The sequence below is a fragment of the Hansschlegelia beijingensis genome (assembly GCF_045505405.1).
In the GTDB taxonomy this organism is placed as follows: Bacteria; Pseudomonadota; Alphaproteobacteria; order Rhizobiales; family Methylopilaceae; genus Methylopila; species Methylopila beijingensis_A.
In genome coordinates this window covers 1-14,198 of sequence record NZ_JBJKEX010000052.1, presented here as the reverse complement: position 1 = coordinate 14,198, position 14,198 = coordinate 1, and the positions used below count along the sequence as shown (strand labels likewise).

General features: G+C 68.5%; 14 protein-coding genes and 1 tRNA gene. 6 read left to right on the top strand and 9 right to left on the bottom strand.

Translation table 11 applies throughout. The features are described 5' to 3' along the window. Nucleotides 1–153: 153 nt before the first annotated feature. The 6 genes from ACIKT0_RS05620 to ACIKT0_RS05595 form a co-directional block, all read right to left on the bottom strand. Complete coding sequence (locus ACIKT0_RS05620) at nucleotides 154–483, bottom strand: hypothetical protein (protein WP_407104393.1); 330 nt, start codon at nucleotides 481–483, stop codon at nucleotides 154–156. A gap of 59 nt (nucleotides 484–542) precedes the next feature. Further along, nucleotides 543–2,048, bottom strand: a complete 1,506-nt coding sequence (gene ppx / locus ACIKT0_RS05615) for an exopolyphosphatase (protein ID WP_407104394.1) — start codon at nucleotides 2,046–2,048, stop codon at nucleotides 543–545. Nucleotides 2,049–2,136: 88 nt separating this feature from the next. Next, nucleotides 2,137–4,341, bottom strand: a complete 2,205-nt coding sequence (locus ACIKT0_RS05610) for an RNA degradosome polyphosphate kinase (RefSeq protein ID WP_407104392.1) — start codon at nucleotides 4,339–4,341, stop codon at nucleotides 2,137–2,139. A gap of 103 nt (nucleotides 4,342–4,444) precedes the next feature. Further along, nucleotides 4,445–5,131 carry a P-loop NTPase family protein gene (locus ACIKT0_RS05605; protein WP_407104391.1) on the bottom strand — a complete coding sequence of 229 codons (687 nt, stop codon included), beginning with the start codon at nucleotides 5,129–5,131 and terminating at the stop codon, nucleotides 4,445–4,447. Between the two features lie 7 nt (nucleotides 5,132–5,138). Beyond that, entirely contained in the window at nucleotides 5,139–6,302 is a 1,164-nt protein-coding gene (locus tag ACIKT0_RS05600; RefSeq protein WP_407104390.1) for an AI-2E family transporter, read from the bottom strand. A gap of 30 nt (nucleotides 6,303–6,332) precedes the next feature. Beyond that, nucleotides 6,333–6,887 carry a CDP-alcohol phosphatidyltransferase family protein gene (locus ACIKT0_RS05595; RefSeq protein ID WP_407104389.1) on the bottom strand — a complete coding sequence of 185 codons (555 nt, stop codon included), beginning with the start codon at nucleotides 6,885–6,887 and terminating at the stop codon, nucleotides 6,333–6,335. 141 nt (nucleotides 6,888–7,028) lie between these two features. Here ACIKT0_RS05595 and purM point away from each other — a divergent pair, with 141 nt between their 5' ends. Continuing rightward, nucleotides 7,029–8,111: a phosphoribosylformylglycinamidine cyclo-ligase gene (gene purM, locus ACIKT0_RS05590; protein WP_407104388.1), complete on the top strand. Its 1,083-nt coding sequence runs from the start codon at nucleotides 7,029–7,031 to the stop codon at nucleotides 8,109–8,111. Then, nucleotides 8,108–8,752 (top strand): phosphoribosylglycinamide formyltransferase, encoded by a 645-nt coding sequence (gene purN / locus ACIKT0_RS05585; protein WP_407104387.1) that lies wholly within the window; start codon nucleotides 8,108–8,110, stop codon nucleotides 8,750–8,752. The genes purM and purN overlap by 4 nt, the downstream gene beginning before the upstream one ends. Before the next feature lie 13 nt (nucleotides 8,753–8,765). Here purN and ACIKT0_RS05580 read toward each other — a convergent pair whose 3' ends face one another. From ACIKT0_RS05580 to ACIKT0_RS05570, 3 genes are all read right to left on the bottom strand, one after another. Then, complete coding sequence (locus tag ACIKT0_RS05580; RefSeq protein ID WP_407104386.1) at nucleotides 8,766–9,530, bottom strand: TerC family protein; 765 nt, start codon at nucleotides 9,528–9,530, stop codon at nucleotides 8,766–8,768. Nucleotides 9,531–9,665: 135 nt separating this feature from the next. Continuing rightward, nucleotides 9,666–10,088, bottom strand: coding sequence for a nucleoside-diphosphate kinase (gene ndk / locus ACIKT0_RS05575; RefSeq protein ID WP_183394088.1), 423 nt, complete (start codon nucleotides 10,086–10,088; stop codon nucleotides 9,666–9,668). 81 nt (nucleotides 10,089–10,169) lie between these two features. Then, nucleotides 10,170–11,108, bottom strand: a complete 939-nt coding sequence (locus ACIKT0_RS05570) for a hydrogen peroxide-inducible genes activator (RefSeq protein ID WP_407104385.1) — start codon at nucleotides 11,106–11,108, stop codon at nucleotides 10,170–10,172. A 148-nt stretch (nucleotides 11,109–11,256) separates the two neighbouring features. Between ACIKT0_RS05570 and katA the strand changes: the two genes are divergently transcribed. From katA to ACIKT0_RS05550, 4 genes are all read left to right on the top strand, one after another. After that, nucleotides 11,257–12,753 carry a catalase KatA gene (katA, locus tag ACIKT0_RS05565; protein WP_407104384.1) on the top strand — a complete coding sequence of 499 codons (1,497 nt, stop codon included), beginning with the start codon at nucleotides 11,257–11,259 and terminating at the stop codon, nucleotides 12,751–12,753. Nucleotides 12,754–12,877: 124 nt separating this feature from the next. Beyond that, nucleotides 12,878–13,399: a DinB family protein gene (locus tag ACIKT0_RS05560; protein WP_407104383.1), complete on the top strand. Its 522-nt coding sequence runs from the start codon at nucleotides 12,878–12,880 to the stop codon at nucleotides 13,397–13,399. Nucleotides 13,400–13,505: 106 nt separating this feature from the next. After that, nucleotides 13,506–13,580, top strand: a tRNA-Asn gene (locus tag ACIKT0_RS05555). A gap of 105 nt (nucleotides 13,581–13,685) precedes the next feature. Then, the coding region (locus ACIKT0_RS05550; protein WP_407104382.1) for a deoxyribodipyrimidine photo-lyase at nucleotides 13,686–14,198 on the top strand (513 nt) is incomplete at its 3' end.

Below are 14,198 nucleotides of genomic sequence, written 5' to 3'. Positions count from 1 at the left end.
GACCGCGATACCCGCGGCTGCCCCCCGGCTGCAGGAAACTGGCCGCGTCTGACTGGTCGTCGCGCCGCCCCCGAGGAGGCTCCATGGACCCCCTCGGCCGCGGCGCAATCGCGAGCGCAAGCAGCCGGAGGCCGGCGTCAGCGCCGAATAGCCTCAGATGGTCTCGAAGGCGAACAGCGCGACGAGCACCACAAGGGCGAACAGCCCGAACAGAAAGAGCACGTCCGCGCACCGCTCCAGGGTCCGGCCGGACACCACGGACTGGAGCGACACGCGGATCGCCAGATAAGAGAAGATCGCGCTCGCCAGGAAGGCGACCGCGATGATCGCGCCCCATTCGTCGACATGGCTGCCGCCGAACTGGCCCTCCAGGATCTTCACCAGACCCACAAGGGTGGTGCAGACCCCGATCATCGTGCCGGAGGTCGGCAGGATCTGGCGCGCGACCTCCGTCGACCCCCTCTCGGGCGGCGTCACCGCCATATTGTCGGCTTCCGCCCCGGGGCGCGTCGGTCGACGCTGGGGCGTTCGCCGAGCGCTGCTCATACGTTCACGAGAGCCGTGCGGCGGGCGAGCAGCTTGCCGAGCTTCTGCAGGCGGTTCTTCAGCCGGTCGCTCGCGAGGTCGGCCAGCTCGGCCGGAAGCTTGAGCGTCAGCACCTCCCGCTTCAGCCCGATCGGCGTGCGCGGCAGAATTCCCGGCAACGCGGCGGAGATCAGGTAGGCGACGCGCATCGCGGCGCCGAGCGTGCGCGCACGGTCCAGGATGCGGGTGGAGGCGAGCTCACGGATGCGCGGGCTCGCTTCGTCGTCGAGCAGGCCCATGTGCCGGTAAAACACCGCGAGCGACATGAAGGCCCTGCCCGGATGATCGATGCCCACGAAGGCGGCGTGGGCGATCATGTCGAGCGCCTGCTCGCCGCGGTAGTCGGGATGGACGCGCCAGGCCACGTCGGCGAGATGGCAGGCGGCGTGCCGCCAGCGGCGCTCCTCCGCGCTCTCGTCGATGTCGACGCTGCGGAACAGCCGGTCCGTCCACTCGACGAGATCGTCGCCGTGCCGGGGAGCGCGGGCGCGCAGCCAGCCGAGCTCCCGGGCGGAGGCGAGCAACGGGTCCTCCCGGCGCCCGTCGTCGTCGAGCAGGTCGTAGAGCAAGCCCTCGCGCACGCCGAGGCCCGACATCACCACCTCGCGTGGCTTACCCAGGCGGATGATGTGCTCCAGCACGAGCGCGCCATACGACAGCAACGGGCGGCGCTCGGCGGAGACGACGCCGACGGCAGGCAGGGTGTCGGGGTCGACCCGGCGCACCACGCGGCAGAACTCCAGCGCCTCGCGCGCCGGTATCGTGTAGCCGTGCAGGACGTGCAGCGGGAAATTCTTCTGCACCATGTGCATGTGCGCGAGGCCGCGCCATGTGCCGCCGACGGCGTAGAAAGTCCGGTCCTTCAGCCCGTCGAGATGGCCGGAATCCTCGAGGGCGTCGCGGACCAGCCGGTCGGCTCTCTTGATCGAACGGTCGGACGCGTCCTGCAGACGAATGCCGCCGAGCGGGAGCGTCGCCCCCGCGCCCACGCGCCGCTTGTTGACGTCGATAAGCTCGAGGCTGCCGCCGCCGAGATCGCCCACCACGCCATCCGGCTTGAAGAAACCGGAGACGACGCCGAGCGCGGAGAGCCGGGCCTCGCGTTTGCCGGAGAGCAGTTCGATCGGCTGACCGCAGACGCGCTCGGCCTCGGCGATGAACTCCGGTCCGTTCTCCGCGTCCCGCGCCGCGGCGGTCGCCAGCACGTACATGCGGCCGACCCCCATCGCCCGGGCGAGCGCGCGAAACCGCCGCAAAGCCGCAAGCGCGCGCGCGGTCGATTCCTGGGCGAGCCGTCCGGTCGTGGCGATGGAGCGCCCTAGCGCGCAGAGCTCCTTCTCGTTGAACAGCGCGGTCGGGGCTCGCGACAGGCCTTCGTAGACGACGAGGCGAACGGAGTTGGAGCCGATGTCGATGATCGCGATCGGCGGCCCGCAAGGCAGCCGACCGGGCGCGCCGGACAGCTTCGCGACCGGAGCCCTTTCGGGCTCAACGGCCGGAGACGGCGGCGGAGACGTGCGAGGAGCCTTGCCGCGCGCCTTCTTGAGAACCTTATCCACGTTTGGCCAACCGACGCGGCGAACTCGTCTTCACGGACTTGCCTCTCCCCGAGAGACTCGCATTGGTCATGAAGTATTGATGGGCGTTGAATGGCTCTTCGCCTGCAGCCGGCACGATCCGGCGCGAGGTCCCGTCCGGCAGAACGGTCCAACTCTGCTGATTGTCCTTCAGATTGGCCACCATGATCTGGTCGAGCACCTGCTCGTGGACCGTCGGGTTGAGGATAGGCACCATAACTTCGACGCGGCGGTCGAGGTTGCGCTGCATCAGGTCCGCCGACGAAATATAGACGTGCGCCTTCGGCGAAGGGAGCCCGTGTCCGGCGCCGAAAGCGTAGATGCGGCTGTGCTCCAGGAACCGGCCGACGATCGATTTGACGCGGATGTTCTCCGAAAGCCCTGGCACTCCGGGCCTCAGCGAACACATGCCGCGGACGATGAAGTCTATCTTCACGCCGGCTTGGCTGGCCTCATAGAGCGCGTCGATGATCTCCGGGTCGATCAGGCTGTTGCACTTGCCCCAGATCGCGGCCGGCCGGCCGGCCTTGGCGTGCGCGATCTCCTCGCCGACGTGGGTGAGGAAACGCTTGCGGAGCGTGTGGGGCGAAGCCGCCAGCAGCTCGAGTTCGGCGGGCTCGGCGTAGCCGGTGATGAAGTTGAACAGCCGACCCACATCGCGGCTGATCGTCGGGTCGGCCGTGAAGAACGACAGGTCCGTGTAAACCTTGGCGGTCACCGGGTGATAGTTGCCCGTACCGACATGGCAGTAGGTGGTCAGCGAGCCGCCCTCACGGCGGACGACGATCGACAGCTTCGAGTGCGTCTTGAGCTCGATGAAGCCGAACACGACCTGGACGCCCGCGCGCTCCAGATCGCGCGACCAGCGGATGTTCGCCTCCTCGTCGAAGCGCGCCTTCAGTTCGACCAGCGCGGTGACGGATTTGCCGGCCTCGGCGGCCTCCGCCAGCGCTCTGACGATCGGGCTGTCGGACGAGGTCCGATAGAGCGTCTGCTTGATCGCGACCACGTTCGGGTCGCGCGCCGCCTGGTTCAGGAACTGCACGACGACGTCGAACGACTCGTAGGGGTGATGGACGATGAAGTCCTTCTCCCGAACCGCGGCGAAGCAGTCGCCGGCGTGCTCGCGGACGCGTTCCGGGAAGCGCGGATTGTACGGCTTGAACTTCAGGTCGGGCCTGTCGACCGCGATGATCTGGGACAGGTCGCCCAGCGCCAGCACGCCGTCGACCACGAAGACCTCGTCATCGGAGACGTCGAGCGCCGCAACGATGAAGGCGCGGAGCTCCGGCGGCATGGTGTTTTCGATCTCGAGCCGGATCACCGAGCCGCGGCGGCGGCGCTTGAGCGCGGTCTCGAAGGTCCGGACCAGATCCTCCGCCTCTTCCTCCACCTCGAGGTCGCTGTCGCGGATCACCCTGAAGGCGGACTGCGCCGTGACCGTATATCCCGGGAAGAGACGGCCGATGAAGAGGCCGATCACCTGCTCCAGGCTGACGAACCGGGCGCCCTCGAACTCGCCGTCCGGAAGGCGGATGAAGCGCTCCATACGCCCCGGCATGCGGATCAGGGCGTTGAGCATACGGCCGTCGCTCTGCCTCGCGAGCTGCAAGGCGATGGTGAAGCCGAGGTTCGGGATGAACGGGAACGGGTGCGCGGGGTCGACCGCGAGCGGCGTGAGGATCGGGAAGATGTGCTGAAGGAACCGGTCCTCCAGCCACACCCGCTCCGACTTCGTCAGCTGGGGCCCCTCAACCAGGACCACTCCGGCCTTCGCGAGCTTCTCCCTGAGCTCGAGCCAGCGGATCTGCTGGTCATGCGCCAGCGATGAGACGACTTCCCCGATCCGGGCGAGCTGCTCGGCCGGCGTCAGGCCGTCGGGCGAGAGCGCGACCATCCCGGTGCGCAACTGGCCGCGCAGGCCGGCCACCCGCACCATGAAGAACTCGTCGAGATTGTTGGCCGAGATCGACAGGAAGCGCAGCTGCTCGAGTAGCGGGTGGTTGGGGTTCGACGCCTCCTCCAGAACGCGGCGGTTGAAGCCGATCCAGGAGATCTCGCGATTGACGAAACGCGACGGGTCTCCGCCAGGAGCTTCGGACTCGGAGGGAGCGGGAGCCTCGAGTTGCGCTTCCGCTATCGCCGCACGCGGCGGAACCTGGAGGACGTTGTCGGACATGCCGTCATCTCTCCCCGAACGCTTGCGCCCCGCCGTGGTGCGACGCGCGCCGGCGGTCTCTTTACGACGCTCTTGTGACGGTTTTGCAACGTCCATTCAGCCCTCAATCCTCTTCCGCGAGGGACCGCGCCAGAACGTCCGCCGCCAGCCCGCGGCCCACGGCTCGGCCGCGGGCGAGAGACTCGCGGTCGAGCTCGGCGACCACGCGTCGTATCGCTCCAATCGATCGGTCGGAACGCCTGGCGATGAACTCGACCACGTCCGCCTCCACGCGAAGCTGCCGATCGTCGAGCATCTTGACCAGCACCGCCTTGACCATCGCCTCGTCCGGAGGCTCCAGCCGCGCCACCGGCAGCGCACGCAGGCGAGACGCGAGATCGGGCAATGACGGCCATGCCGGGCTCGGCGCCGAGCGTGCGGTCAGCAGCAGGTCCCCGCCGCGCTCCCGAGCGGTGTTGAGGAGGTGAAACAGGGCGTCTTCATCCGCCCCGGTCCGGTCTGCGTCTTCGAGCAGCACGGCGCGGCCCGGCCGCTCCAGAAACAGCGCGATCGCGTTGCCCGCGTCGGCCGCCGCCGTGGCGCCCGCCTCGGAGCGCCAGATCTCCGCGAGGTGCGACTTGCCCGCCCCCTCCTCCCCGATCAGCAGGAGGAGCCGGTCGGGCCAGGCCGGCCAGCTGGTGACGAGGGCGTGAGCGGCGGCGTTGGCGGGACCGATCAGATAATCCTCGGTCCCGAAGCGGCTCGCATGGGGGAGCTCCAGCGGGTACTGGCGCGGCGCCTCGCGCGGCATCGGCGTCTCAGCTCTGCTCCGGCGGGCCGGCGATGGGCCGCGGGTCCTGCGGAAGTCCGCGAGGCCCGAACAGGCTCGCGCCCTTCGGGCCGCCCGGCAGCATGCTGGGTCCTTGCGCCCCCGTGTAGAAGGGGCTCTCGAGATAGCGGCGGATGGCGAACCTCATCAGCACGGCGAGGCTCGCCGCAAGCGGGACGGCGACCAGCAGGCCGACGAAGCCGAACAGATAGCCGAAGGCGACCAGCGCGAACATCAGCCAGACCGGATGGAGGCCGACCGAAGCGCCCACCAGTCGCGGCTGCAGGATGTTTCCTTCGACGAACTGGCCGATGGCGAAAATGCCGAAGACCAGCAGGACCATCGTCCAGTCCGGCCAGAACTGTACGGTCGCGACGCCGACCGAGACGATCAGGCCGGTGAGCGAGCCGACATAGGGGATGAAGCCGATGAAGCCGGCCGCAAGCCCGATCACGAGGCCGAAGTTGAGCCCGACCGTCGACAGCGCGATGCCGTAGAACGTTCCGAGCAGCAGACAGACGAGCGCCTGCCCACGGACGAATCCGGCGATGCTCTCGTCCATCTCCCGGGCGAGGGACCGCACCGTCTCCTTGTGGCGCAGAGGCGTCCAGGCGTCGATGGTGCCGACCATGCGATCCCAGTCGATCAGCATGTAGAAGGCGACCACCGGCGTCACCACCAGCAGGCTGACGACCGACATGATCGCGTCCCCGCTCGCCCACAGCGAGCTTAGGAAGGCGGTGATCCAGTTCACCGCCTGGCTGACGACCGTGCCGAGCGAATCGCGCAGCTGGCCGAGCCCTTGGTTGACCACGCCGCCAAACCAGCCCTGCCGTTGCGTCGCGAGGAGCTCCTGCAGGCGCGCGATGGTTTCCGGCAGGCGCTGGACGAGCCCGACGATCTGCTGGCCGATCAGCGGCGCGATCAGGATTATCGCCGCGACGAAGATGAGCAGCACCGAAAGCAGGATGACGACCGTGGCCGCGACGCGTGGGAGGCCCAGCCTCTCCAGCCTGTCGGCGAGCGGATCGAGCAGATAGGCGAGCGCGAGGCCCGCAACGAAGGGCAGCAGGATGCCTGAGAACAGGTAGAGGAAGAACGCCACCGCGACGAGCGCGGCGAGCCAGAAGAGAGCCTGGCGTTGCAAGCTCATGTGGCCCGCCCTCCTGCCGACCCGCCAAGCCTATCCATCCGTCGAACGGGCCCCGGCGACCATGTTGTGGCGTATGAAGGTAGCGAGATAGGCGGCGGCCGACCACAACGTCAAGGCGCCCACAAGCCACGCTCCCGCGACCTCGACGGCCGGCGCGCTCCAGCCGAAGCCCCGCGCGCCCAGCATCAGCGCCGCGAAGGCGATCTGAACGAAGGTGTTGGCCTTGCTGACCCCGCTCGGTTCGATCGGGATCGGCCGTCCGAGCAGCCATGTGACGAGCACCCCTGCGACGATCAACGCGTCGCGCATGACCACCAGGGCGGCGAGCGACGCCGGAAGGTGCGCGGTCAGAGCAAGCGTCACATAGATCGCCGCGATCAGGCTCTTGTCGGCGACCGCGTCCAGACAGGCGCCGAGCCGCGTCCTCTGGTCGAGCGCGCGCGCCAGGGTGCCGTCGAGCGCGTCCGTGGCTCCGGCGAGCACGAAGGCCACGAAGGCCGCGAGGTGCTCACCGGTCGCGATCAGCCACACCACGAGCGGAACCGCCAGCAGCCGCGCCATCGTCAGAGAGTTCGGCAGGTTCACGCCCGTCGCAGCTCCAAACCGCCCACTTCCGATCTCATCACATACGGATGCGGGTCTCGCGCGCAAACTGAAGCCGAGCGCTTTGGTTGCGCGGCCGCCGCTGTCGGTCTATGGGGCGGGCGACGCAGCATCGAGGCGGGAATGGCCGAGAACAAGACGACCAATGGCGGCCTCACCTACGCACAGGCGGGCGTCGACATCGAGGCCGGCAACGCTCTCGTCGAACGCCTCAAGGCGTTGGTGCGCGCGACCCGCCGGAGCGGCGCCGACGCCGAGATCGGCGGGTTCGGAGGCCTGTTCGACCTCAAGGCCGCCGGCTTCACCGATCCCGTGCTGGTCGCGGCCAATGACGGCGTCGGGACAAAGCTCAAGATCGCGATCGAGACCGGCGTGCACGACACGGTGGGCATCGACCTTGTCGCGATGTCGGTGAACGACGTCATCGTGCAGGGCGCGGAGCCGCTGTTCTTCCTCGACTATTTCGCCTGCGGCAAGCTGTCGGGCGACGTCGCCTACGAGGTCGTCAAGGGCATCGCCACCGGCTGCATGGAGGCCGGCTGCGCGCTCGTCGGAGGCGAGACCGCGGAGATGCCCGGCATGTACGCCGACGGCGACTACGATCTCGCGGGCTTCGCGGTCGGGGCCGCGGAGCGCGGCCGGCTGCTCCCGCGCCGGGACGTCGCGGCGGGCGATGTGTTGATCGCCCTTGCCTCTTCGGGCGTCCATTCCAATGGCTTCTCGCTGGTTCGCCGGATCGTCGCCCGGTCAGGCGTCGCGCTGGACGCTCCCGCCCCGTTCGCGCCGCTGCAGAGCCTCGGGCGGGCGCTGCTCGCGCCGACCAGAATCTACGTCCGTCCTCTGCTCGCCGCGCTGAAGGCGACCGGAGGACTCAAGGCCCTCGCCCACATCACCGGCGGCGGCCTGCCCGACAATCTGCCCCGCGTGCTGCCCGACGGCCTTGGCGCTGAGATCGACCTGTCCCGGATCACGCCGCCGCCGGTGTTCGGCTGGCTCGCCAGCGCCGGCGACGTCGCCGAGACCGAGATGCTGCGCGCCTTCAACTGCGGCGTTGGCATGGTCGCGGTGGTGGCGGCGGACGAGGCCGAAGCGGTCGCCGAGCTGCTCCGCCGCGAGGGCGAGACGGTCACGATCATCGGCGAGATCGTCACGATCTCCGCGGCCGACGAGCCGGTGCGCTTCCACGGGCGCCTCGCCCTCTCATGAGCCGCGCGCGGGTCGCGATCCTGGTATCGGGCCGCGGGTCGAACATGGCCGCATTGATCGACGCCGCGGCGGAGCCTGGCTACCCGGCCGAGATCGTGGCGGTCGTCTCGAACCGTCCGAACGCCGGCGCCCTGGCGGTCGCGGAGCGGGCCGGCATCGCGACGGCGGTCGTCGACCACAGGCTGTTTCCGTCCCGCGAGGCGTTCGACGCGGAGCTCGACCGGACGCTCGCAGGCTTCTCCCCTGACGTGGTCTGCTTCGCAGGCTTCATGCGCCTCCTGACGGGGGTCTTCATCGCGCGCTGGGAGGGCCGGATGCTCAACATCCACCCTGCCCTGCTGCCGAGCTTCAAGGGGCTCGACACGCATCGCCGGGCGCTGGAGACCGGAGTGCGGCTCCACGGCTGCACCGTCCATCTCGTCACCGAGGAAATGGACGCCGGCCCCATCGTGGCGCAGGCGGCCGTTCCGGTGCTCGACGGGGACGATGAAGAGAGCCTCGGCGCCCGGGTGCTGACGGCCGAACACCTGCTCTATCCGAGGGCGCTCGCGCTGTGGGCGTCCGGCAGGGCCCGTCTCGTCGATGGCAAGGTGGTCATCGACGGCTTGGACGAGCCGCCAGCCCCGTTCATTTGGCCCTGAAGGGCGCCTCCCCTCAGGCGCTCTCGATCGTGGCTTCCGCCGAGCGGTGACGCCGGCGCTTGATGACGTAGGACACGATCAGGACGAACGCCGCCCCCGCCACCGCGGCCCCGTAGTGCAGCGGCTTCGCGGTCGTCAACACGCCCGGCGTCTCGGGGCTCGGGATGACCAGCGACGGGTTGTAGGCGTTCAGCCATTCCAGCGCCTTGACGTCGCCGACGATCATTTCGCCCGCGATCCAGCCGAGCAGCGCCGCGCCGATCCAGACCAGGATCGGGAACCGGGTCAGAAGCGTGGTGAGCAGGGACGAGCCGGCGATGATCAGAGGAATCGTCAGCAGCAGCCCGAAGATGAAGAGCTCCGGATGGCCCTTCGCGGCCGCCGCGATCGCGACGACGTTGTCGAGGCTCATCACCGCGTCCGCGATCGCGATGGTGCGCACCGCGCCCCAGAGGCTCGCCGAGGCCTCGACCTCTCCGTGCGCGTCGTGCTCGTCCGTGGCGAGCTTGATCGCGATCCAGAAGAGGAGAATGCCGCCGCCGATCTTGAGGAACGGCACCGTCAGCAGGAAGGTGACGCCGAAGGCGAACATGATGCGCAGGCCGACCGCGGCGCCGGCGCCCAGCAGGATGCCCGTGCGGCGCTGATGCGGCGGCAGCTTGCGGCAGGCGAGCGCGATGACCACCGCGTTGTCGCCGGACAGCAGCAGATCGATCCAGATGATCTGCAGGAGCGCGAACCAGAAGGTCGGCTGATCGAAGGCGAAAGTGAATTCCATTCCGTCTTCTCCCACCGACCGGCCGAGGCGTTGGCTCGCCTCGGCGCATTATGCAACGTCAGGCCGCGCTCACGATAATGGAGCAAGAGCGGCCGCAAGAAAGGCCTCAGGAAGCCCCCCGGGCCCCTCAGACCGTCAGCCGACGATCTCTTCGTCCTTGAAGAAATACGCGATCTCCTGCGGAGCCGTCTCGGGGCTGTCCGAGCCGTGCACAGTATTCGCCTCGATCGACTCGGCGAGCTCCTTGCGGATCGTACCCGGGGCCGCGTTCGCCGGGTTGGTCGCGCCCATCACTTCACGATACTTTGCGATCGCGTTCTCGCCCTCGAGCACCTGAACGACGACCGGGCCGGAGGTCATGAAGCTGACGAGCTCGCCGAAGAACGGCCGCTCCTTGTGAACGGCGTAGAAGCCCTCGGCCTGCTCCTTGGTCAGGTGGAGCCGCTTCTGCGCGATCACCCGGAGACCCGCGTCCTCGATCAGGGTCAGCACCTTGCCGGTGATGTTCCGGCGAGTCGCATCCGGCTTGATGATGGAGAAGGTGCGCTCGATAGCCATGGATCGCCTGTCTTTGGATGAGCCGCGGCGGCCTTGGTCAAGGCGCGCGCGACGGGGGAAGGATCTCGGAAAGCGCCCGGCTTATAACGCGCCGACCCGACCGGCGGAAGAATTTTCCGCCGGAAGCTGCGGGCCGCAAGCCGTTCTGATCGTCTCGGCGAGCGCCAGCAGGCCGCTCTTGACCGGCGACGTGCTCCTGTAGGCGAGCGCCAGGACGCGCTTCGGCTCAGGCTCCTCGAACCTCAGCAACCTGACCCGCGGATCGACGCGCGCCTCGGCGTCGACGAACATCTGCGGCAGGAGCGTGACCCCGTGGCCGTTCGCGACCAGCTGCATGAGGGTCGAGAGGCTGGTGGCCCCGAAGCTTCGCAGCCGGCGTGGATCGATTGAGCGGCAGACGGTCAGGGCCTGCTCGCGGAAGCAGTGTCCATCCTCGAGCAGCAGCAGCTCGGCGTCGTCGAGCAGATCGATGCTCGCGACGCGGCGCCGCGCAAGCGGGCTGCTCGCCGGAACCGCCAGCAGGAACGCGTCGTCGAAGAGCGGCTCCACCTCGACCTCGTTCGCCTCGACCGGGAGACTGACGAGGATGGCGTCGAGCGATCCTGCGAGCAGTTCGCGCATCAACGTCTCGGTCTGCGTCTCGCGCAGGGCGAGCTGCGCCTGCCGATGACGCTCGGCGATCGCGGGCAGCAGGCGGGGCAGCAGGTAGGGAGCGACGGAAGGGATCACGCCGAGGTTCACCGAGCCGACGAGCTGTTCATCGTCGCCCCGGGCACGGCGCTCCAGATCCGCCACCGCGGCGAGAATGGAGACGGCGCGGGCGGCGACTTCCTCGCCGGTCCTGGTGAGCTTCACGCCGTCGCGGCCACGCTCGATCAACGCGCGGCCAAGTTCAGCCTCGAGTTCCCGGATCTGCATCGAGAGCGCGGGCTGGGTCACCGAACAGGCCGCCGCCGCTCGCCCGAAATGCCGGAGGCGCGCGAGCTGATCGAAATAGCGAAGCTGTCGAAGCGAGATCATGAGCTATCAGATAATCTTATCGCCACGGCGAAACAACTGATTTGCGCTGATCGACCCGCGCAGGGGAAACTCACCTTGTGGAGCCGCCCTGCCTGCGCATCGCCGAAGCGTCTGGAACAAGGAGCGGGCCCGACCAAGGAGGCTGCTGATGACCCATCGCCTGACCACGACGGCCGGCGCGCCGGTGCCGGACAACCAGAACTCCTGGACCGCCGGTCCCCGGGGCCCGCTGCTGATTCAGGACTACCAGCTCGTCGAGAAGCTCGCCCACCAGAACCGCGAGCGCATCCCGGAGCGGGTCGTGCACGCCAAGGGCTGGGGCGCGTATGGCGTCCTCAAGATCACGGGCGACATCTCGAAATACACCAAGGCGAAAGCTCTGCAGCCCGGCGCCGAGACGCCGATGCTGGCGCGCTTCTCCACCGTGGCGGGCGAACTGGGCGCGGCCGACGCGGAGCGCGACGTCCGCGGCTTCGCGCTGAAGTTCTACACCGAGGAAGGCAACTGGGACCTCGTCGGGAACAACACGCCGGTGTTCTTCGTCCGCGATCCCTACAAGTTCCCGGACTTCATCCACACCCAGAAGCGCCACCCGAAGACCAACATGCGCTCTCCGACCGCGATGTGGGACTTCTGGTCGCTTTCGCCCGAAAGCCTGCACCAGGTCACCATCCTGATGTCGGACCGCGGCCTGCCGGTGTCTCCGATGCACATGAACGGCTACGGCTCGCACACCTATTCGTTCTGGAACGACGCCGGCGAGCGCTACTATGTGAAGTTCCATTTCAAGACCCAGCAGGGTCACCGGCACTACACGAACGAAGAGGCCGACCAGGTCATCGGCAAGACTCGCGAGAGCTACCAGGAGGCTTTGTTCGGCGGCATCGAGCGTGGCGAGTTCCCGCGCTGGACGATGCAGGTCCAGATCATGACCGAGGAGCAGGCCGAGCAGACCTCGTACAATCCCTTCGACCTCACCAAGGTCTGGCCGCATGGCGAGTTCCCGCCGATCGAGGTCGGCGTGATCGAGCTCAACCGGAACGCGGAAAACTACTTCGCGGAGATCGAGCAGGCGGCGTTCTCGCCGTCCAACATCGTGCCGGGCATCGGCTTCTCGCCCGACAAGATGCTGCAGGCGCGGGTGTTCTCCTATGCGGACGCGCACCGCTACCGGCTCGGCACGCATTACGAGTCGATCCCGGTGAACATGCCGCGCTGCCCGGTTCACCACTACCACAAGGACGGGCAGATGAACGTCTATGGCGGCATCCGCACCGGCAACCCGGACGCCTATTACGAGCCGAACTCGGTGAACGGGCCGGCTGAGGACAGGTTCGCCAAGGAGCCCCCGCTGAGGCTTTCGGGCGACGCGGACCGCTTCAACCACCGTGACGGCAATGACGACTACGGTCAGGTCACCGCGCTGTTCAACCTGTTCGACGACGGCCAGAAGAGCCGGCTGTTCGCCAACATCGCGGCCGCGATGAGCGGGATCCCGGAGGAGATCGCCGAGCGTCAGCTCGTCCACTTCGAGCGGGTTCATCCGGACTACGCCGCCGGCGTCCGCCGGGCGCGCGCGGAGCTCGACGGCCGCGAGCCGGCGATCTCGGTGACGCCCGCGACCCCGCAGCAGGCGGCGGAGTAACGGACCAGCCACTGACGAAAGCGACGCGGCGGCCGACGGGCCGCCGCGTTCGTTTGGCGCGCCCGGCGGATGTTTTCCGGCAGGTGCGGAACGTCTAGCTTTCGGGTCCGCAAGGAGGCCCCGGATGCCGACGCAACAGTGGATCACATGCGCGCGCTACAATGCGTGGGCGAACAGCCGCCTCTACGCGTCGGTCGCCGCGCTTCCCGCGGACGCCTTTCACGCCGAAGCCGGCGCCTTCTTCGGGGGCCTCTGCGGGACCCTCAACCATCTTCTGGCGGCCGACCGAATCTGGATGCGGCGGTTCACTGGCGAAGGCGACGCCCCCGACCGTCTTGACGCGATCCTGTTCGAGGATCTCGCGGATCTCGCCGCGGCGCGCGCGGCGGAGGACCGCAGGATCCTCGCCTTCGCTGAAAACCTCACGCCGGACGACCTTCTCGGAAAGATCCGCTACCGGCGGGTCACCAGTCCCGAAGCGGTCGAGCAGCCGCTGGCGTCGGCTCTCCTGCATTTCTTCAATCATCAGACGCATCACCGCGGACAGGCGCATGCCCTGGTGACGCGGTTCGGCGGCCGAAGCGCAGGACCGGTTCTGGACCTGCTCGTCTTCGAGCAGGAGCCTGGCGCGGCTCAGCCCGCCTGAGGCCGGGCGACTATCTCGACAGGATAGTGCCGAGCGGGGTTGGCGCCGCGCCGCGCCGTCTGCTATAGGCCCGCCGTGCCGCAAGCGCGCCCCCGGGCGCGCAGATTCCTCGGTAGCTCAGCGGTAGAGCCCTCGACTGTTAATCGAGTTGTCGCAGGTTCGAATCCTGCCCGAGGAGCCAGTTTCGACAGGGGGTCGACCGCAAGGTCGGCCCCCTGTTTCATTCAGGACCCGATCCTGATCCGTCGCGCCAAGGCCGTGACGCCCCCGCCTATCGAGAACCCGCATGATCTCGTCCGGCCGCCCGCCCTGCGCCCTGATCTGGTTTCGCGAGGATCTGCGCCTCGCGGACAATCCGGCGGTGACGGCGGCGGTCGCCCGCGGTGCTCCCGTCACCGCGCTCTTCCTGCTCGACGAAGAAAGCGCCGGCCTGCGCCCGCTCGGGGGCGCCTCGCGCTGGTGGCTGGCGCAGTCGCTGAAGGCGCTCGCCCGCGACTGTGCGCGAATCGGCCTGCCATTCGCGGTCCGAATGGGCAGTGCCCGCGCGGCGGTCCCGCAGGCCGTGGACGAAAGCGGCGCCGCCCAGGTTTTCTGGACGCGCCGCTACAGCGAGCCGGAGGCCTCCATCGACGCGGACCTGCGGCTTGCTCTCGAGGAGCGCGGCGCGGTCGTGAAAACCTTCGGCGGGCGCCTGCTGCACGAGCCTTCCGCCGTGCGATCGGGATCGGGGGCGCCGTTCAAGGTCTATGGCGCCTTCTGGCGGGCGGCCCGGTCAGGCGGCCCGCCGCGCGCGCCCCTG